The sequence below is a fragment of the Hydrococcus rivularis NIES-593 genome (assembly GCF_001904635.1).
Taxonomy (GTDB): domain Bacteria; phylum Cyanobacteriota; class Cyanobacteriia; order Cyanobacteriales; family Microcystaceae; genus Hydrococcus; species Hydrococcus rivularis.
On the sequence record NZ_MRCB01000011.1, the window covers coordinates 54,790 to 79,872 of the forward strand.

General features: G+C 45.2%; 22 protein-coding genes and 1 pseudogene. 15 read left to right on the forward strand and 8 right to left on the reverse strand.

The genetic code is table 11. The features are described from left to right. Positions 1 to 320 precede the first annotated feature (320 nt). Positions 321 to 2,249, forward strand: coding sequence for an AMP-dependent synthetase/ligase (locus tag NIES593_RS11085; RefSeq protein ID WP_073599633.1), 1,929 nt, complete (start codon positions 321 to 323; stop codon positions 2,247 to 2,249). Positions 2,250 to 2,328: 79 nt separating this feature from the next. Then, the gene (locus NIES593_RS11090) at positions 2,329 to 2,778 is read left to right on the forward strand and encodes a YlqD family protein (RefSeq protein WP_073599634.1); all 450 of its coding nucleotides are present in this window, start codon (positions 2,329 to 2,331) and stop codon (positions 2,776 to 2,778) included. Between the two features lie 236 nt (positions 2,779 to 3,014). Here the strand turns inward: NIES593_RS11090 and NIES593_RS11095 are convergent, their stop codons facing one another. Next, a complete protein-coding gene (locus tag NIES593_RS11095; RefSeq protein WP_139253681.1) occupies positions 3,015 to 3,218 on the reverse strand; it encodes a hypothetical protein in 204 nt (67 codons plus the stop codon). Between the two features lie 322 nt (positions 3,219 to 3,540). Between NIES593_RS11095 and petB the strand changes: the two genes are divergently transcribed. The 5 genes and pseudogenes from petB to NIES593_RS11120 all read left to right on the forward strand — a co-directional run bounded on the left by petB (position 3,541) and on the right by NIES593_RS11120 (position 10,941). Next, positions 3,541 to 4,209: a cytochrome b6 gene (gene petB / locus NIES593_RS11100; protein ID WP_015143125.1), complete on the forward strand. Its 669-nt coding sequence runs from the start codon at positions 3,541 to 3,543 to the stop codon at positions 4,207 to 4,209. A 167-nt stretch (positions 4,210 to 4,376) separates the two neighbouring features. Next, positions 4,377 to 4,859 carry a cytochrome b6-f complex subunit IV gene (gene petD, locus NIES593_RS11105; RefSeq protein ID WP_073599636.1) on the forward strand — a complete coding sequence of 161 codons (483 nt, stop codon included), beginning with the start codon at positions 4,377 to 4,379 and terminating at the stop codon, positions 4,857 to 4,859. Between the two features lie 287 nt (positions 4,860 to 5,146). Next, positions 5,147 to 5,601: pseudogene (locus tag NIES593_RS25550) on the forward strand (DUF2141 domain-containing protein). 541 nt (positions 5,602 to 6,142) lie between these two features. Continuing rightward, a complete protein-coding gene (locus tag NIES593_RS11115) occupies positions 6,143 to 7,579 on the forward strand; it encodes an efflux RND transporter periplasmic adaptor subunit (protein WP_073599696.1) in 1,437 nt (478 codons plus the stop codon). A gap of 263 nt (positions 7,580 to 7,842) precedes the next feature. Then, the gene (locus NIES593_RS11120) at positions 7,843 to 10,941 is read left to right on the forward strand and encodes an efflux RND transporter permease subunit (RefSeq protein ID WP_073599637.1); all 3,099 of its coding nucleotides are present in this window, start codon (positions 7,843 to 7,845) and stop codon (positions 10,939 to 10,941) included. A 5-nt stretch (positions 10,942 to 10,946) separates the two neighbouring features. Here NIES593_RS11120 and NIES593_RS24110 read toward each other — a convergent pair whose 3' ends face one another. From NIES593_RS24110 to dapF, 4 genes are all read right to left on the reverse strand, one after another. Then, complete coding sequence (locus NIES593_RS24110; protein ID WP_175561108.1) at positions 10,947 to 11,102, reverse strand: hypothetical protein; 156 nt, start codon at positions 11,100 to 11,102, stop codon at positions 10,947 to 10,949. 34 nt (positions 11,103 to 11,136) lie between these two features. After that, positions 11,137 to 12,399 carry a nif11-class peptide radical SAM maturase 3 gene (locus tag NIES593_RS11125; protein ID WP_073599638.1) on the reverse strand — a complete coding sequence of 421 codons (1,263 nt, stop codon included), beginning with the start codon at positions 12,397 to 12,399 and terminating at the stop codon, positions 11,137 to 11,139. Between the two features lie 107 nt (positions 12,400 to 12,506). After that, positions 12,507 to 12,941 carry a Nif11-like leader peptide family natural product precursor gene (locus tag NIES593_RS11130; protein WP_073599639.1) on the reverse strand — a complete coding sequence of 145 codons (435 nt, stop codon included), beginning with the start codon at positions 12,939 to 12,941 and terminating at the stop codon, positions 12,507 to 12,509. 194 nt (positions 12,942 to 13,135) lie between these two features. Continuing rightward, positions 13,136 to 13,981, reverse strand: coding sequence for a diaminopimelate epimerase (gene dapF / locus NIES593_RS11135; RefSeq protein ID WP_073599640.1), 846 nt, complete (start codon positions 13,979 to 13,981; stop codon positions 13,136 to 13,138). 43 nt (positions 13,982 to 14,024) lie between these two features. Here dapF and NIES593_RS11140 point away from each other — a divergent pair, with 43 nt between their 5' ends. From NIES593_RS11140 to NIES593_RS11155, 4 genes are all read left to right on the forward strand, one after another. Beyond that, positions 14,025 to 14,237: an Hfq-related RNA-binding protein gene (locus tag NIES593_RS11140; RefSeq protein WP_073599641.1), complete on the forward strand. Its 213-nt coding sequence runs from the start codon at positions 14,025 to 14,027 to the stop codon at positions 14,235 to 14,237. A gap of 79 nt (positions 14,238 to 14,316) precedes the next feature. Then, a complete protein-coding gene (locus NIES593_RS11145) occupies positions 14,317 to 14,865 on the forward strand; it encodes a late competence development ComFB family protein (RefSeq protein WP_073599642.1) in 549 nt (182 codons plus the stop codon). A gap of 180 nt (positions 14,866 to 15,045) precedes the next feature. Next, the gene (locus NIES593_RS11150) at positions 15,046 to 15,699 is read left to right on the forward strand and encodes a sigma-70 family RNA polymerase sigma factor (protein ID WP_015143112.1); all 654 of its coding nucleotides are present in this window, start codon (positions 15,046 to 15,048) and stop codon (positions 15,697 to 15,699) included. A 114-nt stretch (positions 15,700 to 15,813) separates the two neighbouring features. Further along, positions 15,814 to 16,341: an anti-sigma factor family protein gene (locus tag NIES593_RS11155; RefSeq protein WP_073599643.1), complete on the forward strand. Its 528-nt coding sequence runs from the start codon at positions 15,814 to 15,816 to the stop codon at positions 16,339 to 16,341. 130 nt (positions 16,342 to 16,471) lie between these two features. Here the strand turns inward: NIES593_RS11155 and NIES593_RS11160 are convergent, their stop codons facing one another. Beyond that, positions 16,472 to 16,879 carry a gamma-glutamylcyclotransferase family protein gene (locus NIES593_RS11160; RefSeq protein WP_073599644.1) on the reverse strand — a complete coding sequence of 136 codons (408 nt, stop codon included), beginning with the start codon at positions 16,877 to 16,879 and terminating at the stop codon, positions 16,472 to 16,474. 154 nt (positions 16,880 to 17,033) lie between these two features. Between NIES593_RS11160 and NIES593_RS11165 the strand changes: the two genes are divergently transcribed. Then, on the forward strand, positions 17,034 to 18,689 hold the full coding sequence (locus tag NIES593_RS11165; RefSeq protein WP_073599645.1) for a CTP synthase: 1,656 nt from the start codon (positions 17,034 to 17,036) through the stop codon (positions 18,687 to 18,689). Between the two features lie 81 nt (positions 18,690 to 18,770). Here the strand turns inward: NIES593_RS11165 and NIES593_RS11170 are convergent, their stop codons facing one another. Together NIES593_RS11170 and NIES593_RS11175 are read right to left on the reverse strand one after the other, a co-directional pair. Beyond that, complete coding sequence (locus tag NIES593_RS11170; RefSeq protein WP_073599646.1) at positions 18,771 to 20,207, reverse strand: bifunctional orotidine-5'-phosphate decarboxylase/orotate phosphoribosyltransferase; 1,437 nt, start codon at positions 20,205 to 20,207, stop codon at positions 18,771 to 18,773. An 89-nt stretch (positions 20,208 to 20,296) separates the two neighbouring features. After that, positions 20,297 to 21,286, reverse strand: coding sequence for a lysylphosphatidylglycerol synthase transmembrane domain-containing protein (locus tag NIES593_RS11175; protein WP_073599647.1), 990 nt, complete (start codon positions 21,284 to 21,286; stop codon positions 20,297 to 20,299). A gap of 379 nt (positions 21,287 to 21,665) precedes the next feature. Between NIES593_RS11175 and NIES593_RS11180 the strand changes: the two genes are divergently transcribed. The 3 genes from NIES593_RS11180 (at position 21,666) to NIES593_RS11190 (ending at position 24,917) form a co-directional block, all read left to right on the forward strand. Next, positions 21,666 to 22,424 carry an aspartyl/asparaginyl beta-hydroxylase domain-containing protein gene (locus NIES593_RS11180; protein ID WP_083602422.1) on the forward strand — a complete coding sequence of 253 codons (759 nt, stop codon included), beginning with the start codon at positions 21,666 to 21,668 and terminating at the stop codon, positions 22,422 to 22,424. A 104-nt stretch (positions 22,425 to 22,528) separates the two neighbouring features. Further along, the gene (locus NIES593_RS11185) at positions 22,529 to 23,740 is read left to right on the forward strand and encodes a glycosyltransferase (RefSeq protein WP_073599649.1); all 1,212 of its coding nucleotides are present in this window, start codon (positions 22,529 to 22,531) and stop codon (positions 23,738 to 23,740) included. A 292-nt stretch (positions 23,741 to 24,032) separates the two neighbouring features. Continuing rightward, positions 24,033 to 24,917, forward strand: a complete 885-nt coding sequence (locus NIES593_RS11190) for a geranylgeranylglycerol-phosphate geranylgeranyltransferase (RefSeq protein WP_073599650.1) — start codon at positions 24,033 to 24,035, stop codon at positions 24,915 to 24,917. Positions 24,918 to 25,083: the final 166 nt, after the last annotated feature.

Sequence of the window (25,083 nt, forward strand, 5' to 3'; positions counted from 1 at the left end):
CTGAATTTCATTTTTTTACCTTTCAATTCCTATTGAAGAGAGAAGCTGACGTGCGATCGCCTATCCATTTTCGTAAAGTTCTTGTAACATTTTCTCTGCTCGCCTGAAGTTAAAATTATAAATAATGAAAAGTTTTTCAGAATTTATCGTTTATCATTCAAATTTTTTTTGTCGGCTCTCTCTTTAGAAATAGACAAAATTAATTCTGTCCACTACTGCATCTATTGGTTTTCGCCACGGGATAAAGTGAAATATATAAACACCTCTATGGTATTAAATTATTGCATAAGCCCTCTTCTATTCTTCTCCTAACGCGCCCTATGAAGACTTCTATTGATTATTCCTACGATTATTCCTCCGTTAATTCTTTGTCTGAAATCTGGGCGATCGCAGCTCAGAAATTTGGCAATATCGTTGCTCTACACGATCCTCACGCTAAACCGGAAGTCATTCTGACCTATGCTCAATTATTAGAGAAAATAAAGCAATTTGCGGCTGGTTTGCAAGCATGCGGCATACAGCCTGATTCTAAAGTCGCATTGTTTGCTGATAATAGTCCTCGGTGGTTTATCGCCGATCAAGGGATTATTATGGCTGGCGCGGCGAATGCAGTACGCTCGGCTACAGCAGATCGAGATGAACTTCTCTACATTCTGGACGATAGCGATAGTACCAGTTTAGTTATAGAAAATTTAAACGCTTTAAACAAACTGCGTCCTCAATTAGACGATCTGCCTATTGAACTCGTAGTTTTACTTTCCGATGAAAGTCCCAATGCAAACGAACCGCTAAAAATTCTTAACTTTAAGCAGCTATTGGAACTCGGCGAAAGCCATAATTTAAACCCTATTCGGCAAGATCGGCAAACCTTAGCGACTCTTATTTATACCTCTGGAACCACTGGGAAACCTAAAGGCGTAATGCTATCTCACGGGAACTTACTGCATCAAGTGACAAATCTCATCGCTGTCATTCAACCCGAACCTGGCGATCGCGTTCTTAGCATCCTCCCGTCTTGGCACTGTTACGAGCGCAGTGGCGAATACTTTATTCTCTCCCACGGCTGCACTCAGATTTACACGAATATCCGCTCGTTTAAAAACGACCTGAAACGGTTTAAACCCCATCATATGATTGGCGTTCCTCGTCTGTGGGAATCCCTCTATGAAGCCGTCCAAAAACAATTGCGCGAACAACCAGAGAGCAAACAACGACTAGCGAACTTTTTCTTGGGAATTTCGACACGCTACATAATGGCTAGGCGCACCGAACAAGGTTTGAATTTAGAAAACCTTAATCCCTCTGGCGGCGAGCGTTTTATGGCTAAAATTACCGCTAATCTACTTGCTCCCCTACATGCTTTAGGCGATCGCCTAGTCTACCAAAAAATCCGTCAAGCAACGGGGGGAAACATCAAAACCCTTATTAGCGGTGGCGGCGCTCTCGCCATGCATTTAGATAACTTCTACGAAATTATCGGCATTCCTTTACTGGTAGGATACGGACTGACAGAAACCTCCCCCGTGACCAATGCGCGTACCCTGAAACACAATCTTCGAGGTTCGGCAGGAAAACCGATTCCAGAAACGGAAATTCGCATTGTCGATCCCGATACGCGCCAGACCCTACCCCCCACCCAAAAAGGAATCGTCCTCATTCGCGGGCCGCAGGTGATGCAAGGGTATTACAAAAAGCCCGAAGCTACGGCAAAAGTCATCGATGCAGAAGGCTGGTTCGACAGCGGCGATTTGGGTTGGGTAACGCCCACCAACGATCTCGTTTTGACGGGACGGGCAAAAGATACCATCGTCCTCTCCAACGGAGAGAATATCGAACCACAACCCATCGAAGATGCTTGCATCCGCAGTCCGTACATCGATCAGATTATGTTAGTCGGTCAAGACCAAAAAGCGCTTGGTGCCTTAATCGTCCCCAATTTAGAAACCCTCAAGCATTGGGCGCAGTCGCAACAACTCAATCTAACATTTCCAGAACCCAGCGCATCGCGAGATGCGATCGAACGCAGCGACCTTTACAATAAAGCTGTTAGGGATTTATTCCGTCAAGAATTGAACCGAGAAGTCAACAACCGTTCCGGCTATCGCCCAGACGACCAGATTAAGGTTTTTGAGCTGATTCTAGAACCGTTCTCTATCGAAAACGGCATGATGACTCAAACCCTAAAAGTTAAACGTCCGGTCGTTAGCGAACGGTATCGCGATATTATTGACAGGATGTTTAAAAAATAATAGTCATTGGTCGTTGGTTATTGGTAATTCTAAAGACAGAGGACAAATGACTAATGACGAAAGATAAAGGACAATAGTTATGGACGATATGCAAACTAGCTTGCTCTTAAAACGACCGGTCGTTGTTAAAGCTATAGTTACCTCTCGTTGGAAAGCTGAGGTGTTAGAGCGATTGAAAGCACAAATCGGTCAGCTTGACGCTCAGATACAACAATTAGATTTGCAGGGTCAAAGGGCGATCGCGGAATTGCAAAAACAAAGCATCAGCTTGCCTGGTTCTCAAACCTCCCAGCAAGTTGAAAGCATTCAAAGTCAAGTTAACCAAAAGAAAAGCGAACTACTTGAGAAAAAAAATCAGTTTCTTCAGCAGATACAACAGGTGCAGCAATTTGAATTAGAGCAGGAAGTTTTTGAAGCACAAATGGAAAGCTTTTTTCGCATTGAAAAAGGCGAAAATTTAATCAAAAAATTAAATGTTGAAATCGTGTTGCGAGACGGCGTGGTAGAAGAAATTCGCGGCGAGATTTAATTCTATTGGGGTTTACTGCTATCCTCTCTCACTTAGATGAGATGGATCTATCTCGGTTTTTGGACAAGGGAAGAGGAAAGTTCCTCTTTTTCCTCTTGTTATAGCAATGCTAATCGATTGCTCGGTGGTGCGAAAGCTCCTTCGCGCTTTGCCTCTTACTCGCTTTTAGGGAAATCGCGAGCATTCCGGCTCGCACTCCCTAAAAACTCTGATTAATTTATCTAAGAGTACTATATTTACGAGCGATCGCTTTTTTCCTGTGAATTCTTTAGGTGTGGATTCAACTTAGATGGTGCTAGTTTAACTTGCTCGATCGCTTGTTCGATGCTAAGGTCAGAGCCAAAATGATGGCTCTCTTGAGCGAAAACTTTAGGAAAGTATAGGGTGACGGCGAATAGAGCCACGATAAAAAAAGGCAAATAATCTAACATTGTCTTCATGCGATCGATTTTTCCCAAGACCAATTAATTTAACCATGCTTACCTATTCTATTCGGCGATCGCTGGCAAATGTGGCAAACGTCTACCTCTGCGAGTAGACTCTCAAGTAATTTTCAAATTTTACAAACAATTTTAAGAAAGAAACAAAATGTTACGTTTTAGACGTGATACAATACGAAACAGACGCAATGCTTAAATCTTAGTCAGGGTAAAGGTTTCGGCTCGATTGGCTAAGACGAGCGCTTCTCGTCACCTGAGAAGTTGTAACGACAGATTAAGCACAAACCCTCGATAACTCGAAATAGTTTGGCATCTTTTAACAATGTTTTCTAAGCAAGTAACCGATTCTAAAGTCTATCAATGGTTTGAGGAACGCTTGGAAGTTCAAGCGATCGCTGACGACATTACCAGCAAATACGTTCCTCCCCACGTCAATATCTTCTACTGCTTGGGTGGGATTACCCTGGTTTGCTTCCTAATCCAGTTCGCCACTGGATTTGCCATGACTTTCTACTACAAGCCAACCGTTACCGAAGCTTTTTCCTCTGTTGAGTACATCATGAACGAGGTAAACTTCGGCTGGCTAATCCGCTCCGTCCATCGCTGGTCTGCCAGTATGATGGTACTGATGATGATCCTGCACGTCTTCCGCGTTTACCTAACTGGCGGTTTCAAAAAGCCTCGCGAGTTAACCTGGATCACGGGAGTCATCATGGCAGTAATCACCGTTTCTTTCGGCGTAACGGGCTACTCTCTACCTTGGGATCAGGTGGGCTACTGGGCTGTCAAGATCGTGTCAGGCGTACCCGCAGCTATTCCTGTCGTGGGAGACCAACTGGTTGAGTTGATTCGTGGCGGTAGCAGCGTCGGACAAGCAACCCTAACTCGCTTCTACAGCTTGCATACCTTTGTGTTCCCTTGGCTAATGGCGGTCTTTATGTTAGGTCACTTCCTGATGATCCGCAAGCAGGGAATCTCTGGTCCCTTATAATTCAGTGAACAGCGAACAGTCGATAATAAAAAGACATCCGATAATCGATCTTAAATAGCTAATGGCTGTAATGGCTTTTAGCTATTACCCGATCGCTGGTAACTGAGATTTAATCTAAATCTACTAAGATTAACCGATCCTGAGTTAGTTAAGGAGAAAACAAACGCATGGCTACTTTAAAAAAGCCGGATCTGAGCGATCCAGAACTACGGGCTAAACTAGCCAAAGGCATGGGTCACAACTACTATGGCGAACCTGCTTGGCCCAACGACCTACTTTATGTATTTCCCGTTGTGATTCTGGGAACGATTGGCTTAGTCGTTGCTTTAGCCGTTCTCGATCCTGCGATGATTGGCGAACCTTCTAATCCTTTCGCTACTCCCTTGGAAATTCTACCAGAATGGTATCTCTACCCCGTATTCCAAATTTTGCGCATTCTGCCTAATAAACTGTTGGGTATCGCTTGCCAAGCTTTGATTCCTCTGGGGTTGATGCTCATTCCCTTCATCGAAAACGTCAACAAATTCCAAAACCCCTTCCGCCGTCCGGTTGCTACCGCCATGTTCCTGTTTGGAACTGTGGTAACACTTTGGTTGGGTGCTGGCGCTACCTTCCCCATTGACAAATCCTTGACTCTCGGTTTGTTCTAAGACAAGTCGAGTTTTAATCCGGTGCCTGCGGTTATCTTGCGATCGCAGGCATTTTTTTGTTAGATAAGTCTATTTCTATTTAACAACTGCTGCCGCAAAATTCATTAGGATGACTTGACAAAGCCATACAGTCTTTGGTGTGTTTAAAGATGTGCTCATAATACCTACTGAATGCTAGGTAGAAAAGCAGTGCCAAATCCTTATTTTCCTAAAAGAATAGATAAAATTCGGCTCGATCGTCTATCTTTTAAAACCTACTGAGCGTTCAATAGCCAAAGAAGGAATTTATGTTGCCAAAATTTCGAGACAATGTTCTATTATTTGCAGTACTAGGAAGTTTAGCGCTTCCGTCCTCTGTCCAAGCCGAACTCAGCAGCCAATTAACCGTTGAGGTTGATGGACTGAGAAACCAAAAAGGGCAGGTTTGTGTGAGTCTATTTGCCAGTAGCAAAGGCTCCCAAGTAATGGGACTGATGCGGTACAAAATCAGTGTATGGTAATTACAGCCATGCCACAACTTGTAACCTTCGAGAATTTGCAACCCGGCAGTTACGCTGTCGCAGTTCTCCACGATGCCAATAACGATGGTGAAGCGAATCGCAACGCTTTAGGAATTCCGGTGGAAGGATTTGGGTTTTCTAGAAATCCAGTCATACGCACGGGTCCACCCAAGTTTAACGATGCTGTCGTCCTGGTCTTGGGTTCTAGTACAAAGATCCAGATTCAGTTGAATTACTTCTAGTTAAAAGCTGCGGCAGTTCTCGTATTCGCAGTCATTCTTTAATTTATTGGATATAAAGCACAATGATAATCCCTGTCGATAACGATGGAGAAGATCGCAAGTGGATTCGGATTGACAAGAACAGAAACACCGTTAAGCTGCTACATACAAAAATGGAACTTGAATACACAGAAGGCGAACTACTCAGGACTCAGGTCAGTTACCTTCCGAATCCTACCTGACGCAAAGATTAAACTAGCGAGGACAGTCACTTTCACTATTCCTCAAGAATCTCAATAAAATCGCGATCGCGTTCAGCAATGCTCTATTTTTTCGCTACATTAGATAAGGTCGATAATTAACAATTCTTCATAAAGAATTTTCTATACCTATTACCCAAGGGATAGTCGTGTTTCAAGAAAACTTTGATGAAAACACTCCTGAGTTAAACAAAAAGCCTATACCTGACACAAATGGATCGGAGCCATACCTAGCCTCGCAGCTTTACGATGAGTTGCAGCTAGAGAAATTATTCCTAGAAAAAAATGGGAAAACCTCCCCTCTGCCTTGCGAGAAAAAAGGTAAATCGGTAGTTCCTTCGATCGCTTTGGAAGAAGGCCAAGAGAACGAAGCGATCGAGTATCGGCAAGAAAAATCTTCTCGCCCTTGGTTATCAGGCAGGCGTGCCGTGTTGCTGGGTGTTGGCATTGGCATTGGAATAACGCTGATAGGAACTCGCTTTTTACCTTTTTCAGGGCAAAAATCAGCTAAAAGTCCTGCTGCCGCACCTGTAGCTAACGTTCGTGTTCCTGCTCAAAGCGTAACCGTAGCGCAAGTCAAAACTGCTCCCGTCAATCGTACCTTGAAAGCGACGGGTACGGTAGCGGCATTTGAAATGACTCCCGTCACGTCTCAAGCAACGGGACTGCAAATTCAGCAAGTTTTAGTAGACGAAGGCGATTTTGTTAAAGCCGGACAATTGCTCGTCAAACTCGATGATTCGGTTCTCCAGGCAGAATTGACACGGGCACAAGCAGCCGTTGCCGAAGCAGAAGCCAATTTGGAGAAACTAAAGACGGGAAATCGTTCGGAAGAAATCGAACGGGCGAGAGAACAGGTGAGAATGGCGCAAGCAGAAGCAATGCAAGCCGAATCCGATTTAGAATTAGCCAGAAAGCGAGTAGAACGCAATCGGAATCTAGAAGCAGAAGGCGCGATCGCGCGCGATCGCCTCGACGAGATCGTCAACGAAGAACGCAGCAAGCAATCTGCCTTCAATACAGCACAAGCAAAACTGCGAGAAGCACAGCAAAAACTCAAAGAACTAGAAACAGGCGCCCGTCGAGAAGAAATTGCCCAAGCAGCCGCCAAACTTGCCCAAGCCAAAGGACAAGTTAAAGTAGTTATGGCACAGTTGAAAGATACGCGAGTCATCGCACCTGTAAGCGGCAAAGTTGCCGAAAGAAAGGCTCGCGTCGGCGATCTTACCTCAACCTCTGAAAAACTATTTACCATCATTGAAAACGGGCGCTTAGAACTGAGAGTTAAGGTTCCTGAAACGCAACTGCCTCTCATCCGTCTCGGACAATCGGTAGAAATTACTTCTGATGTGGATAGTAGCTTGAAACTGGTAGGACGAGTGAGAGAAATTATCCCCATCGTTAATGAAGAATCCCGTCAAGCAACGGTGGAAGTCGATTTACCCGCCCAGAGTGGTTTAAAACCGGGTATGTTTTTGCGTGCCTCGATTACGACCTCTACCGCCACTAGCTTAACTACACCGATGGGAGCCATTTTACCGCAAGCAGACGGCAGTTCCATCGCCTATGTCCTTCAAGAAAACCAAACCGTTAAGGCACAGCCAGTCAAAACGGGAGAAATTCTTTCGGGCGATCGCATTGAAATTGTCGAAGGATTGCAAGCCGGCGATCGCGTCGTCGTTAAAGGAGCAGCCTATCTCAAAGACGGCGATCGCATCTCAGTTATCAGTCCCCAGTAGGAGCAAAACATGCCTTGCCCGTACAGGAGATATCTAGTTTTTAATAAATTGATTTCAATGAACGCTATTAGTAAGAAGTTATTTTTTCCTCGTCGCCCGCCAGGAAGTCACTTTTGTTTTGCAACTAAAGAGTTTTGCAATCATAAGTTGAACAATTTTGAATTCGTAGTGCGGTCATCTTGCCCGCGCGAGCGAAACGCTCGCACTACTGATTTTTACTTGATGCCTAATTAATAACAATTAACTAATAAAAAATCACTCAAATGTCATTTCATATCTCTGCTTGGTCGATTAAAAATCCGATTCCTGTTATCGTAACTTTCCTAGTTCTAGCAATAGTCGGATTTTTTTCGTTTTTAAGCCTGGGCATCGATAATAGTCCCAATATTGACGTTCCATCGGTGACAGTTACCGTAACGCAACGCGGCGCGGGACCGGAAGAACTCGAATCCGAGGTCACCAAAAAAATTGAGGACGCGATCGCCAGCATCGGCAATATCGACCAGCTTACCTCAACGGTTACCGACGGCACTTCTACCACAACCGTCAATTTCGTCTTGGGAACGGATAGCGATCGCGCTACCAATGACGTTCGCAACGCGATCGATCGAGTTCGCCAAGACTTACCCCAAGACATCGACGACCCCATCGTCAAGCGAGTACAATTTGCTGGCGGTGCGGTCATGACTTACGCCGTCAGTTCCCAGAAGCGATCCGTCGCCGAACTCAGCGATCTCCTCGATCGCACAATTAATCGAGAACTGGCCAATGTTCCGGGCGTTGCCCAAATCGATCGCCTCGGCGGACTCGACCGAGAAATTCGCGTCGATCTCGATCCGAGTCGCCTGCAAGCCTATGGCATTACAGCGACTCAAGTTAACGACCAAATTCGCAACTTTAATGTTAACTTGCCTGGGGGTCGCTCCGAAATCGGCGGCAGCGAACAAAACGTCCGCACTTTAGGCAGTGCCAAAACCGTCGAAGATTTACAAAAATATCGCATCGTGTTGCCGGGAGGGGATTCGGTTCCGCTGTCGAGTTTGGGTCAAGTTAGAGATGACCGTGGCGAAGCGCGACAATCGGCATTTCTGAATGGAAAACCCGTGGTCGCTTTTTCGGTGCGACGGAGTACGGGCAGTACCCTAGTTAGTGTTGAAGAAGGCGTGCGCCAAAAGATAGAAGAACTGAAAAAAACGCTACCTCAAGATATCAAATTTAATTTAATTTTTACTCGTGCCGATGCAATTCGGGCTTCTTACCAAGACATGATTAACGATCTGGTCTTTGGCTGCCTGCTGACAGTAATTACCATCGGGTTATTTTTGTGGAATGCGCGAGTAACCTTAATTACGGCGCTGTCTCTGCCGCTTTCCATCATTGCTACCTTCGGCATGATGAAAGTTTTTGGCTACACCCTCAATAATATGACGCTTCTGGCACTAGCGCTGGCGATTGGGAACTTAATCGACGATGCAGTGTGCATGATCGAAATTATCGACCAGCATTTGTTGATGGGTAAAAAACCCATGCAAGCGGCATTAGATGGTGCAAAAGAATTGGGCTTAGCAGTCTTGGCGACGGCTGCTACGATTATCGCCGTTTTCATTCCGGTTGCTTTTATGGGAGGGGTAGCAGGGCAATTTTTTATGCCTTTTGGCGTAACCATTGCCGTCTCGACTATTTTTTCTACCCTCGTCGCTTGCACGCTCACCCCAATGCTAGCGGCTTATGTTTTGAAACCGAAAAAGAAATCCACGATTCAAAATTCAAAAATCCAATATCGCATACAACCTTACCGCAATATTTTGGCTTGGGCGCTGAGACATCGGATTACGACAATGTTAATCGCGATCGCGTTTTTCATCGGCAGCGTACAACTGATTCCTTTCATTCCCAAAGGCTTATTTAATAGCGGCGATACGGGGCTGAGTACCCTATCTGTCGAATTGCCCCCCGGATCTACGCTTCAAGAAACCGAACAAGTCAGCCAAGAAATCTATCGCTTGCTTAAAGATAAGCCTGCCGTTGAAAATGTTCTAGCTACCATTGGCAATGAGGACAGAATTAACAATGCAACTATTTACGTTAAACTTATGCCCAAAGAGCAACGGGACATCTCCCAGAAACAATTTCAGGAAGAAATGCGCGAGGCATTTTTGCAAATTCCAGGTGCTCGCGTGAGTTTTCGCGCCCAAGGCGGGGCAGGCAGTAATAAGGATTTAACAATCGTCCTCAAAAGCGAAAATATTCCCGTTTTGACGAAAACTGCTAATGAAGTGGAAAGACAAATGCGGGAAGTACCGGGTTTGGTAGAGGTTACTTCCAGCATTAGTTTGGTCAAACCGGAGATTGTCATCATACCGAATGCCGAACGGGCAGCCGATTTAGGCGTGTCCGTACAGGCGATCGCCCGAACTGCCTCGCTTGCCCTCATCGGCGATAACGATTCTAACTTGGCAAAATTTAATCTTCCCGACCGACAAATTCCCATTCGGGTTCAGATAGAACCCAAACGGCGCAACGATATTGAAACTCTGAAAAACCTTCGCATTCCTGGCAATGATGGCACTTTAGTTCCCCTCAGCGCGGTAGCCGATATTCGCCTAGGCAGCGGCCCGGCAGAAATTAAGCGCTTCAACCGGAATCGACAGGTGGAATTGAGCGCCAATTTGCAAGGTCTGTCCCTCGGACAAGCGGTCGCTAAAGTAAGAGCCTTACCTGCTATGAATTCTCTCCCTCCCGAAGTCACAGAAGAACCCGCAGGCGATGCCAAAATCATGCGCGAGATCTTCGGTCGGTTTTTAGGCGCTTTGGGACTCTCAATCCTTTCAATTTATGCCATCCTCGTGCTCCTGTATAACAATTTTCTTTATCCGTTTGGCATTTTGGCATCTCTCCCGCTATCGGTGGGAGGTACTTTCTTAGCCCTATTGATTACCCAGAAAGAGTTTGGGCTATATGCCCTCATCGGGATCGTCCTCCTGGTAGGATTGGTTATCAAAAATGCTATTTTATTAATAGATTTTGCCTTAATAGAAATTAAAGCGGGCAAATCGCTTTTTAAGGGCGTATTTGATGCTAGTATCTCCCGCTTTCGACCTATTATGATGACTTCCATCTCTACGATCGCTGGAATGTTGCCCATTGCCCTGGGATTGGGAGCAGACGGAGAAGTTCGCAGTCCCATGGCAGTCGCCGCGATTGGGGGGTTTACCACTTCTACCTTGCTAACATTAGTGGTCGTTCCCGTTATATTCACTTATATCTATAATTTCTATCGCTGGTTGCGTCGGTTAACCGGAGAGAAAAAATTGGCTCCAGTCAAGGTGCAAAATTTGAGTGGATATAGCACTAAAAGTTAACGCAACTACCTTTTTTCTATTCGATCTAGAGCTTGTTTGGCTTTCAAAATCGCTTTTAGATAGGCAATTTGACTTTGCCAAGCTTGACGAGGCAATAGGAGAGGTTCTGGCTCGATTTCATTTGCCGATTTCTCTCGCTCGTTGTCTATATTTTCGACCATCGGCGATCGCCTCCTCGTAATTTCCTATCAAATTTTAATCAACTACAGCACCAATCAACTCGGATTCTTCCTGCCAGTTTGCCGACCACTGGATGCGATCGGATGTAAAATGCAGGGAATCGTTTTCTGGTAAAGGAGCATCAATCGGCTCTTCGATTAGCTCGAATTCCCCATTGTCAAAAGGTAGTCCCTGCGCCCCTACTTTAAAAACGACGCGCTCCCGAATGCCTTGCTCTGCTTGAAAGAGCGCCCGATGATGGCAGTAAGGATTATTTCCTCGACGGTTGAAAAAAACGTGAGCAGTCCAAGTGCAACCCCCACGACACAGTTCTGCAAACTCGCAGGTTTTGCAGAACCCCCACAGATGAGCGGTTCCCTGGAGCGTTCCCGCGCCGAGATTGAAACGCAGTTGCTCTGATTCTTCGACGATTTCCCGCAGCGAATGCTCTCGAATGTTGCCGCCCGTGTAAGCCGAAGTTGGCAGCGAAGGACACCCTTTAATCGCGCCGTCTGCCTCGATTCCCAAGGTTGAAAGTCCGGCAGCGCACCCCTGCCAAAATGCCCATTCGCTATCGCTTCCTCGTCCCCGTAAGAGTCGTTCGTAAGGACCATAATAACCAATATTGTTGCCAGGCTGGATCTGAACGCCTTCTTGCCGTGCCCGACGGGCTACGCGGGCTATCATTGGGTAGAGATCTAGTAACTCGTAGGGTTGCAGCAAAATATTGGCATTGTCTGCTGCTCTTCCCATCGGTACGGTTAGCTGAATTTGCCAAGCCCTAGCACCAGCGTCGCGAATGCGTTCGTAAATGAGGGGAAATTCCGGCGCAGAAAGACGGTTGATTTGGGTGTTGCAGCCAAAGAAAATCCCGACTTCTCGCAGGTGGCTCATAGTCTTAAAAGCAGCTTGCCAGGAGCCTTTTCTTGCCCGCAGGCGATCGTGGGTTTCCTCTAGCCCATCAATGGAAACCGAAACCGAAGCGATGCCTGCTGCCTTCATTTTACGCGCCGTCTCCAGCGAAATGCCATAGCCACCAGTCGTCATACTGCATAGCATCCCCGCCTTAGTAATAGCCTCTGCAATTTGCAGCCAGTCTGGACGAAGAAATGCCTCGCCGCCAATCAACGTCACCTCTGTAATTCCTACATCCGCCATCTGCCAGACGAGATCGAGAGCCTCTTGTGTCGAGAGTTCCTTAGCCCTGGTATGTCCCGCTCGCGAACCGCAGTGACTACAAGCTAAATTGCACTTTAGGGTAATTTCCCAAACAGCATAACTGGTTCTGCGATAAGTCATCTCAGATTCACCTCAATCTCAACTATAGGAAGCGATCGCAATCTGTCTGCTAAAACTTGGTTAGAGAACAAAAGCGCTCGTCCGTCCTAGCAGGCATAAAGAGATGATTATGAATCGTTTGAGACAACTACCCCATACATCGGCTGCACGTCAACAGGCGGCTTCCAAGGAGAAGGTATAGGCGATGGCTTCGGCAACGGACTTGGAAAGCGCCAACCCCAATCCTTACCGGGCTTGGGATCTCCTACTACTGCTCCGTACATTGCTTGAATGAGTCCGTAGATCCCGCTACCTCCAGTAACCCCGCCAACGGCTGTCACTAACTCTTCTTCTGTCAGTTCGTGAAACTCGTCTCGTTCTTTTAAATCGAGTAGCTCAATCGTAGCTGTCTCAAATTCTTCTTTTGAGAAAATATAGCCAGCTTCTTGTAAGATGTTTCTAACTTCGTCGATTGAATTATTCTGAAGTTGAGATTGGAAAGCTTCGTCTTTAACTAGCCTGACGAAAAACTCTTTGACTTTTTCTAAGATATTTGAGGACATACACCTATCCCTCTCATTCGATTGATAAGGTTAAATTGACACGACTGGAGAGTTCTGTGTATGCGCTCAGGTGCGCTATTTTGAGTCCCAGAGTTCGCCAGTCATTTTATTAAATGGATTTCTGTCGCTAATTTAACCCAGGCGATCGCAGATCGGTTGCCAAAATGGCAAATCGGTATCGATTCGGGAGAGTGTCAAATAAAGTAACTTCCAGAAAACACGCGCTTGGCAGGACCAGTCATATAAACTCGCTCGTCAGTTTCCGACCAGTGAATTTTGAGACAGCCGCCAGGAAGTTCAACGGTACAGAGGCGATCGCTCTTTCCAGTCAATACGCCAGCCACGACGGAAGCGCAAGCCCCCGTGCCACAAGCCAGGGTTGCGCCTGCACCTCTTTCCCAGACTCGCATTTTCAGATAATCGGGGCGGATGATTTGGATGAATTCTGTATTTGTCCGTTGAGGAAAGACGGGATGGCGTTCAAATTGAGGACCGATCGTTTCTAGCACGATCGCGTCTGTATTTTCTACAAAGGTGATACAGTGAGGATTGCCCATACTCACGCAAGTTACCAGCCAAGATTTCCCGCCAACTTCTAAAGATTGCTCGATAACTTTCTCTTCGGGTTTGCCCAAAGTCGTCGGAATTTGCGCCGCCGTCAACTGAGGCGTTCCCATATCGACGCTCACTTGCTCGTCTCCTTCCAAGCGAGGCGTAATGACTCCTGCTAGGGTATGAATGCGATAGGATTTGCCAGCGGTTTCCGTTCCTTCTAGCTGTGCGATAAATCGCGCCAAACAACGAATGCCATTGCCGCACATTTCCGGTTCGGAACCGTCGGCGTTAAAAATCCGCATTGCGTAGTCCGTGCCATCTTGTCCGGGAAGGGCAAAAATCACTCCATCCGCACCGATGCCGAAATGGCGATCGCACATTTGTACCGCTATCTCTGGCGAGATAAGCGGTTCAGAGCGATGGCGATTGTCGAGCAAAATAAAATCATTGCCAAGTCCGTGATATTTGGTAAACTCAATGACCATAGGTCGGTACCCGAATCATTTGTTACAATTAAATTTTTGTATTATGTCTGACTTCAACACGGGTTTGCCCAGTATTCGTCAAATTCAGAGTTCAATCAAAGATAAACGAGAAGTTGAATTGAAATTAGTCACCAACGATCTCCTGATGGGAAAAATCCTCTGGCAAGATTCTAATTGTATCTGTTTAGTCGATGAAAACGAGCAGCAAATCCTGATTTGGCGGCGAGCGATCGCCTATCTGAAACCGAAAGCTTGAGTGCGATTTTTTTATTCTAATTGGGAACTATAAATATCATTGGGCTTAAATTGCACTAAAGACTCAAGGAAATAACGCAATGAGCATTCAAAGAATAGTCGAACAAGCTCTTAGAGATGGCTATCTCACGCCAACCATGGAAGCTGAGGTAGGGCGTATCTGCGATACTTCCTCCGAACTGTCGGTTGAAGAGTATATGGCATTGGATCGCCTGATGGGAGCACTTCTGACGGGCGAAGTCGTGGCAATGCCTCGCAAACAGTTTATTAACGTGATGGAAGAGTTGGTTATCAGCGAAGTCGTCAAGCGCGTTTCAGAAGTTGATGGCAATGATAGCGCTCTTGATGTCGGCGATATCGCCGCCTATGCCCTCAATCGCTTGCCTCCCCTTTATGCAACCACGGAAGAGGGTGCGGATTATCAGCGCCAGAGAGCTAAAGAAGAACTTCGGGATTTGATTGCCGAGCAAGTTCAAGAAGCCATGGGTCGCTATCTCGACAGACCAGAATTCTTCCCAGAACGAAACGCGATCGGCAAAAAGACCCGCGAGAATATTCTTGACGAAATGAGTGCCTTGCTAAAATCCTATGCCCCCAATTACGAACGAGGTGCTACGGGAAATGTTTAGCGATCGGCTATTGGCAAGCGTCTGTTGGCTGATTCTCTTAACTTTGGGTGAATATCTAACCGCCGACTGCTGATAGCTACGCCAAAATAGGTCAGAATTTAATTTTCGTTTTGTGGGAACTTTTGGTTATGCCAATCGATCTAAAGACGAACGAGGAGTAATGTTGCTTTGAGGACATTCATGAATCAAGCGATCTCTGCATCTTGGTCTAACGTTGAGAGAAAACTATCTCCAACTGACGTGTCTCCTGACAAACTTTCTAATTACGATCTGATTTTGCGCTGTCAGGAAGGATTCCAGCCCGAACGCGGGGCTTTTGCCGAACTACTGCGTCGATATCAGTCTCATGTAGAAAAGCTCTTATATCATCTCGCCCCCGACTGGCAAGATCGAGCGGATTTGGCGCAAGAAGTTTGGATTCGCGTCTATCGCAATATCAAACGTTTGAACGAACCGATGAAGTTTCGGGGCTGGTTGAGCCGCATTGCTACCAATTTATTCTACGACGAGTTGCGCAAGCGCAAGCGGGTCAACAATCCTCTGTCTTTAGATGCCCCGCGCCGAATGGACGATGGGGAAGTTGATTGGGATATTGTCTCCGAGTATCCCAGCCCTGACGATAACCTGGCAACGCGAGAATTTTACGAGCGACTCAGAGTGGCGATCGCGGATTTACCAGAAGCTTTTCGGACTACAATTGTACTTCGAGAAATAGAAGGTATGGCTTACGAAGAAATTGCCGAACTGACAGGCGTATCCCTGGGAACGGTAAAATCAAGAATTGCCAGAGCCAGAGCCAAACTGCAATCTGTCTTACAAAACTATCTAGAATAAAAATAGCTCGATTCAAAAAACGCCTAAATTTTTGTGAGGAGTGGGCTTGCCTTATTAATTCTACAGGCTGGTCTCCGCGATAAATGATTTGATTTTCGCTCAATAGAGGTTCGTATGGAATCTAGTTTTGAAGAGCGTGAAAACGACATGCAACTAGCTTGCGAATCGTCCGTAGCAGACGAACGATATGCTCGCTTCGAGTTGTTGAGTGCGTATCTAGATGGGGAAGTGACCGCCGCCGAACGCAAGCAAGTTCAAAAGTGGCTCGACACCGATCCGCAAATCCAAAAACTGTATACCCAATTGCTGAGATTGCACCAGGGAATTGATAGCATTCCCATACAGCCAGCTACTCCATCTGCCTTAGAGCTCTCAGAACAAGTATTTCAGCGCGTCGATCGTCAGCAGCGGGGCAAGCGACTGATCTTTATCGGAGGAGCTGCAATCGTAGCCGTGGTTGTCGGTGCCATCAATCTCCTATTCGGACACGATTCTCCCATTCATCGCGTTGCAGATGCTCCTCAAGCTCCGCTTGAGTTAGATTCCGAACAGTTGACGATCGCGCTAAACCATCCCATTGTCGAAATTCCCTCCGCAGCTCTCCTTCCCTCCGAACAACTTAACGAGTCAAATAAAAAATAAAGGCAGAAGGCAGAAGTAGGGGGAGTTGGGAGACAATGAACGACTAACCACTATCCACTAACAATCCAAAATCCACCGTTCTCCTTGAAGCGGTTCAAGGAGCGTGCGGCAACTTCGCCAAAATCCAAAATTAATAACCGATTGTAGTCCACCAACCAGAAGGAACGAGAACGCCTCCCAATTGTCGTACCTTTTCTGGTGCCATCACGTAGCCCCAAGCTTCTCCGAGAGGCTCTCCCGACAGGTCATAGACGAGGAGTTTTTGGCGTTCGTATTCGTTTTCTTGGGGCGATCGCTGCGGATGATAATCTTCCAATTCATCTAGCCTTTCTAAAACCCCTTCATCAGCAAAGGTAAGCAAGAATCCAATCGCCTTACGATTTCCCAGGGTCAAAGCTGGATAGCCAAAAAACGGAAGATGATAGAGTTCGCCCCAAGTATAGGCTTTTTTCGCCTCTATTACTCGATCGGCGCAGTAAGACTGATAATTGCATTCCCCAGGTTTTAGCGTTCCGTAGACAAAAACTTTGAGTCTCAATTGTCCGTCCGATACTAACCATCGACGATCGATTGTAGCAAGTGTAGCAAGTTCCTAAAATCGAATTAGGCTACAACAATTTTCAAGCCAGGGTAATACAGACGGGTTAAAATGAACGGGGGAATTGATACAGTATTGAGTCCTAAAAAATTTTATGAGTAAATTTGTCTTTATTACTGGCGGCGTTGTCTCCAGTATAGGGAAAGGAATTGTTGCTGCTAGTTTGGGAAGGTTGTTCAAATCGCGAGATTATTCCGTCTCTATCCTCAAACTCGATCCTTATATTAACGTCGATCCGGGCACGATGAGTCCTTTCCAACACGGAGAGGTATTCGTCACCGAAGATGGGGCGGAAACGGACCTAGATTTAGGACATTACGAACGCTTTACCGATACGCCTACCTCCCGTCTCAATAGCGTAACTACGGGATTGATTTATCAGGCAGTCATTAACAAAGAACGTCGCGGCGCTTATATGGGGGGAACGGTTCAGGTCATTCCTCATATTACCAACGAAATCAAAGAGCGCATCCGTCGCGTTGCCAAAGATACCAATCCCGACATCGTAATTACCGAAGTGGGCGGAACGGTCGGCGATATTGAATCTTTGCCCTTTCTAGAGGCGATTCGTCAGTTCCGCAAGGATGTGGGACGTAATAACGTGGTTTATATGCACGTTACGCTCATTCCTTGGATTCCTGCCGCCAAAGAAATGAAAACAAAGCCAACGCAGCACTCGGTTAAAGAATTGCGCTCGATCGGCATTCAGCCAGATGTCTTAGTCTGTCGCTGCGATCGCCCCCTACATCCCGGCATGAAAGAAAAACTGTCGGAATTCTGCGATGTTCCGGTGGAGTCGGTCATCACTGCCCAAGATGCTAGCAGCATCTACGAGGTTCCTTTAATCTTGGAAAAGGAGGGACTGGCACAACAAACGCTAGAATTGCTGAACTTAAACCCGCGCCAACCCGATCTCAGTCAATGGCAAAGCTTGGTAGACAGGATGCAATCTCCCAAGAAGCAAATCGAGATAGCAATTGTCGGAAAATATATTCAGTTGAGCGATGCTTATCTGTCGGTTGTAGAAGCCCTAAGTCACGGCGCGATCGCACTCGATAGCGAAGTCAAACTCCGTTGGGTCAATGCTGAAGATCTCGAAGAAGAGGGAGGCGAATCTCATCTCAATGGCGTTAGCGGGATCCTCGTTCCTGGCGGTTTCGGCGTTCGCGGAGTCGATGGCAAAGTCAAAGCGATCGCGCATGCACGCCAGCACAAAATTCCTTTCCTCGGTCTGTGTTTGGGAATGCAGTGTTCCGTCATTGAATGGGCACGTAATGTCGCTCATTTGGAAAAGGCTAATAGTGCTGAATTCGATCCCGACACGCCCAACCCCGTAATCAACCTGCTCCCAGAACAACAGGACGTAGTAGATTTGGGCGGTACGATGCGCTTGGGGTTATATCCCTGTCGTCTCGCCTCAGATACGCTTGCCTTTTCTCTGTATCAAAAAGAAGTCGTCTACGAACGCCATCGCCATCGCTATGAATTCAACAATGCCTATCGCAGTCTATTTTTAGACACTGGCTATGTTATTAGCGGCACGTCTCCCGATGGTCGTTTGGTAGAGATTATCGAACTTCCAGGACATCCCTTTTTCCTCGCGACTCAATTTCATCCAGAATTTCGTTCTCGTCCTAATAGCGCTCATCCTTTATTCTTGGGATTTGTTAAAGCAGCTTTGAAACATCGTTTTGTTAGTCTTGAGTCTTCCGAGTCGGAAATTCATTTTATGACTCCCGAAGCTGTATAGTTTCCAGTTCCAGAAATGGGCTAATAGACAAGAAAGTTTGCCGATCTGCGCGGGAAGCCCGTACATTTTCTTCCGCGCTTTTTAATGTTTTTGGTTCAAACTACGATATTGTTCTTCATTAATGCGCCCTGCTTCGTAGAGAGTTTCTGTGATTTCAGAAATGGTTAACACAGAATGTGCCCGGTAGCCATTTTTTTTAAGTCTATCTTTAACCCCTTGTTCATGGTCGATAAAGACGACAATATCTTCGACCTCTAATCCTACTGACTTCAGTTTTTCTGCACCTTCCATTGCACTTTTGCCGGTGATGAGAATGTCGTCTATAATAACGACTTTTTCTCCAGGATGAAAATTTCCTTCGATTAAACGACGAGTTCCGTGTGCTTTGACTTCTTTGCGCGGATAAATCATGGGACGATGAAGGCTTAAAGATAGTCCGGTGGCAGTTGGCAGAGAACCGTAGGGAATGCCAGCAATGCGATCGAAGGTTAAGTTTTGTAGAATTTCAGCATAAGCATTGAGTACTTGATGAAAAATTTGGGGATTAGAAATAATTCGGCGCAAGTCGATATAGTAAGAAAAAGTTGCCCCAGAAGCTTGAACGTATTGGCCAAAGAGAAGACAATCGATATCATAGAGTTGCAAAATTAAATCTTGATGGGGATGTTGATTTAATAAACAAACATCGGGTACCCAAAGATCGCAACTAGAATTTGCTGGTGTAATTTGACTTTTGACTTGGTTAATTTCTTCTCTAATAGCCCAAATCTTTTCTGCTAAATTGTCTTCTAAAAACAAGCCTTGCGGGACGGGAATCAGCAATCCTGCGCCATTGTTATTCAATCCAGCCGTTAGAAGTTGTTTGAGGCGATCGCCTTCTCCCCAAATACTTCGCACTAAAATAATTCTCTCAGGTGCAAGAGAGCGAATTTTAGTCAGGACTTCTATTTCTGCGGTTCCTACTTCTAAAAATAACTGTTCCGGCGATCCCCAAGTTTTGGCTTCCCTGACGACTTGTAAATAAAAAGGCGAATCCGGAATGGGATAATCTTGCAGGGCAACTGCACCGGGATTGGCAGTATGGCAGAGAATAAAAACACCTTTATCGGAGTAGACTAGAAAAGGCGCAACGTGGTCTTGTCCCGCATAGGGATTGAGGGTAACAGCATCAACTTGCCACCCGTCAAAAATGGTGCGAGCAAATACCGTGCTAGTGTTGAGATCGCCGTGTTTAGCATCCAAGATGACGGGAATATCTGTAGGAATCGTCGCTAAGACTTGAGAGAGTAATTGAAATCCCTCTGTGCCCAGTGCTTCATAAAAGCCGAGAGTCGGTTTGTAGGCGCAGACGAGATGGGAGGTTTCGGCAACGATCGATTGCAACCAATCCTCCATCTTTTTGATATTGCAGTCAGCGCGATAGTTTGGAGGCATTATTTCTGGATTGGGATCGAGGGCGGCAACAAGTAAACTTTGATTGCGGGCGATCGCGCGATCGAGTTTTTCAAAAAAGCTCATTTTTTTGTCTGTCTTAGGCAGCAGGGTTTGTAGTATCAACTATTATGATTAACAAATATTATTGCTGCGATCGCGTCCTTCAAAGGTACTTATTTGCCTATCTGGGTCACTGGTTGGACTTTAGATTCTCTTTGCCAATCTTGCCATCTTTCGTGCAGCCAGAATAATAATGCCAAAACCGCAATTTCTATCATTTGGCAAGCGTGGTGAACGGTGGCGATTGCTAAACTCTCAGCCATTGGCGCCCCAAATTTGCTTAGGGCAAAGGCGAGTGATGCTTCGTATACCCCCAAATTTCCCGGCGAGATAGGTACTGAAATTCCCAAATTTAGGATGAGGATGGAAAATACCAGTTCGGGATAGGACAAAGAAAATCCCAAGGCAACGCACAGAATATGTAAGGCAATGACTTTGCTTAAAGAATTGCCTGCGCCCATGAGAAGCGCACTAGAAAACCGTTTGGGTTCTCGCAAAGCTTGCAGTCCTACTTTGAACCCCTCAATCCATTGCGCGATCGCGCCCGATCGCTTGCGAAATCCAAAAAAGAGAATATAAAAAACAAGCGATAAAACTATCGCGCCCAATAAAATCAATCTAACATGTTTGTTCCACTCGATTTCGGGAAGCGCGATCGGAGCTTGCAACAAGGCTATAAGAGTCAGTAAGATAATCGAACCTACATCTGCCAGTTTGTCTACTACAAACACGATCGCACTCGATTCGGAGGCTTCGACTTGGCGACCTTGTTTATCTTCATGTTTTCTGGTCAGAACGACTTTCAAAACATCTCCCGCACCATTGGGTCCGAAGGTGTTGAGAAACTGTCCGTAGGTAAACGCGCGGGCAGTATGCGCCCATTTCAATTTAGCTTCTTTTGGGAACAGAACCCACAGACGATTAATCTGAAAAATCGTTTGGAAAAATGCGGCAGCAAGGGCAGCTAAGCAGTAAGTCAATTGAAACTTCGCGATCGCATTAAAATAAGCACCTCGATCGAGGTGCATCGTTTTAGCAATAAAAATTACACTGATTCCAATGACCAGAAAAGTAACAACAATAAGAGTAAGTTTGTTTTTCATTTAAAATTCATTTAAATAGGTAACACAGCAGGTCGTGAGAGCAGAACGAGTTATCTCCGCTATGTTTAGTATTCCCACTTTAAGGATTTTTCTCTCTATTTTCTGGATAGACGCATTATTCCTTAAACGGGTTTTTCAGAGACAGAAGCATTTGGGATTTGGCTATTATCTTAACATCTCGATCGTCTCCTAAACGCTAGATGTGGTCAGTTTGTCGATCGCACATTTTATTATTTATTAGATAAGATGGATTTTGTTTGGATTGACTCAAAGACCATACAATTACTGAGATTTAGTGGAGATTTTCACGGACATGAGGAGTGATTTAAACTCAAATCAAATTCAATCGAGCAAGAAATTCTCTTTAGAAAACTTTAAGATGACATGGCGTAATCTTGTCATCTATGGGATTGGCGTAAAGATACTTTGGCAGCTTGAAAAGCTTATTCCTCGCTACTCTCTAATTGGCGACACGCCTTTCTTTAAGAGAGAACAGTTTGATTGGGTGCCGCTATTGGAAGCTAACTGGAAAATTATTCGCCAAGAACTCGATGAAATCTTAAAGTATAGCGAGCAATTACCAAATTTCCAAGATATTTCTCCAGACCAAGCCTACAGAACGAGTCAAGATAATCTCTGGAAAACCTATTTTCTTTATGGATACGGTTTTAAAGCTGAAAAAAATTGCGCTCGCTGTCCGGAAACCACCCGTATTCTCGAACAAATTCCTGGCATGAAAACTGCCTTCTTTTCTATTTTATTACCGGGAAAACATATCCCCGAACATCGAGGTCCTTATAAAGGTTTGATTCGCTGTCTTCTCGGTCTAAAAATTCCCGAACCTAAAGAAAAATGCCGCATTCGCGTTGGTGATGAAATTCGCCACTGGGAAGAGGGAGAATGTATGTTATTCGATGATTCTTTTCAACATGAAGCTTGGAACGAAACCGATGACGTTCGCGTCGTTTTATTCATAGATATTGTCAGACCGATGCGCTTTCCTTTATCGTTTTTTAACGATCTTTTCTTGAAATTGATTGCTATATCGCCCTATATCCAAGATGCAACCAAGAATCAAAAGAAATGGGATAGCCGCTTGGAAGAGTTATTTGCAGCCAACGTGGTTAAAGACCTATAGTTGACTGGCAATGCGATCGAGGGATCTACCTAGTAGATTATCCCGATCGCAAAATTTAACAAGATAGTGAATAAGTAATTCCCACGAAAAACCGAGCAACAACCATGACTAAACTTAGCTTCTGCGCCATTGTCAAAAACGAAGAAGCTTCTTTGCCAAAATGCTTAGAAAGCGTCAAAAATGTCGTTGATGAGATGATAGTCATGGATACGGGTTCTACCGATAAAACGGTAGAAATTGCCGAAAAATTTGGAGCAAAAGTCCTGCATTATGACTGGCATAATAATTTTTCCGCCGCGCGAAATGAAACCCTAAAATACGTTCGAGGAGAATGGATTTTGGTATTAGATGCAGATGAAGTACTCTCTTCTGAAATCGTGCCTCAAATGCGACACGCAATGGAAGATAAAAATGCTATCGTTATTAACTTAATTCGTCAAGAAGTCGGTGCCGCTCAATCTCCTTATTCTTTGGTTTCGCGCCTATTTCGCAATCATCCAGAAGTTAAATTTACTCGTCCCTATCATTCAATCGTTGACGATAGCGTCGCTCAATTACTCAAAAAAGAACCTCACTGGAAAGTTATCGATTTAACCCCAGTTGCGATCGTTCATTATGGTTATACGCCAGAGGCGATCGCGTCTTTGGATAAATATAATCGAGCTAGAAAGTTAATGGAAGAATTTTTTGCCGCCTATCCCAACGATCCCTATGTTTGTAGTAAATTAGGTGGACTTTATTTACAAATTGGAAAAGAAAAAGAAGGCATTCAATTACTCAGACAAGGATTAAAATCAAACCAAGCAGACGCACATATTTTATTTGAATTACATTATCATCTCGGTAATGCTTACGCCCGCCAAAAAAAACAACTAAAGCAAGCAGTCAAGCATTATCAAAAAGCAATAGAACAGCCGATTTTACCAATACTAAAACTAGGTGCTTACAATAATTTTGGCAGTTTATTGAAAGAAGTTGGAGATTTACAAAATGCCCAAAAAGCTTATGAAATTGTTGTTAAAATCGATCCTAACTTTGCATTAGGCTACTATAATCTTGGCACGACTCTCAAAGCAATGGGGCGGTTGCCAGAAGCGATCGCAGCCTATCAAAGCGCAATTAAACTCAATCCAAATTATGCTCTTGCCTATCAAAATTTAGGGGTCGCTCTTCTAAAAGTTGGTTATTTCCCAGAAAGTATAGAAGCTTTTGAAAAAGCTATTTCTCTTCACGAAACTCAAAATCCTCAAGAAGCAGCAAGACTCCGCCAAGGATTGCGAGAAATGGGAATCAGAAATATAGAATCTAATCAATAGTTTATCTAGGCTCGCTACAATGAATATAGGTTGAGTTGCTTCTACGCGAAACGCGAGATAGCCTTTTTAAGAGGCTAGCGGCTATCATTCGATTCAGTCGTTAAATCCTCATTCGTGGTTGATGCACTCACCACTCGTCCAGCGAGCGAGATTTTAGATAGCTTCACTCAATAATAATATTGTGCCTACTTAGCATCAACCGTAACCGTAGCGACTAGAACTGCAAGCGTGAAATTTACCTCAAAATCCCGCTCTAAGGCTTCTGCCTCATAGTTATTTGAGAAGGTAAATTATGCTGAATACTCCTTCGTCTTCCGGTTCTATTAGCGGGATAAGTCAATTTTGTGCGTTTGCCGAACTTTTTCGGCTTCCAGTCAGCCTCGTTGCTGCCCTAGCGGGCTGTGCCACGACTTATGCCCTAAATTCAGCGCTTCCACTCCAGCTATACCTACTAACGGCAGGTGTTTTATTCTGTATGACTGCTGCTGCCTGCGCGATTAACGACTATTGGGATCTAAATAAAGATCGAATCAATCATCCCAACAGACCACTTCCATCCGGTCGTCTTTCAATCGAGCAAGCATGGTGGGCTGCTGTCGTTCTATTTACTTGTGCTCTGATAGCTGCTATTCCTTTGGGGCTTTATTCCTTCATCCTGGTCGCTGTCAGTATCGTTTTACTGTGGAATTACTCTCATTTGCTTATCTACAGCGGTATTCTTGGCAATGTGCTCGTTGCAGCCATCATTGCCTTTCTAATTTTGCTGGGCAGTTTGGTTGCCGGAAAGCCGTTCGCGATGATTTACCCATTAGGGTTTCTCTTCTGCTATGCCTTGGCTAGGGAACTGATTTGGGACGTACACGATGCAAAAGGCGATCGCGATTATGGGATTATTACAGTTGCCAATCGGTGGGGCGAGCAAACAGCTTTCTCAATCGCTTGGGTTTTGATTGGCGTATTGAGTGCGTCAATTCCGGTTTCTCTCATCGGTTTACCGATGGCGCATCCTCTGTTATTTGCAGCATTCTCCTCAGTTATGCTGCTGATCTTTGGAACCACATTGTTTCCCTATCAACAGCAACCTAGCGAGCGAACTTACGAAAGATTCGTCTTCTGGGAGCGCATTGGTATGCTGTTGGGAGTGCTAGGGCTATTAGGTGCCGCTCCACCATTTTGAAGCACAAAAACTTTTCCCGTTATCTTAAGCGATAAAAATTGACGAAGTGCTTTTCAGGCTCCGCCGTGAGACGGCGGAGTTTCTTCTTCGACGTTTACAAATTTAATGCTTTATTAGCTTATACCAATTTTCAGGTTTTCGCGATCGACATCTTTTTCCCCTCTCC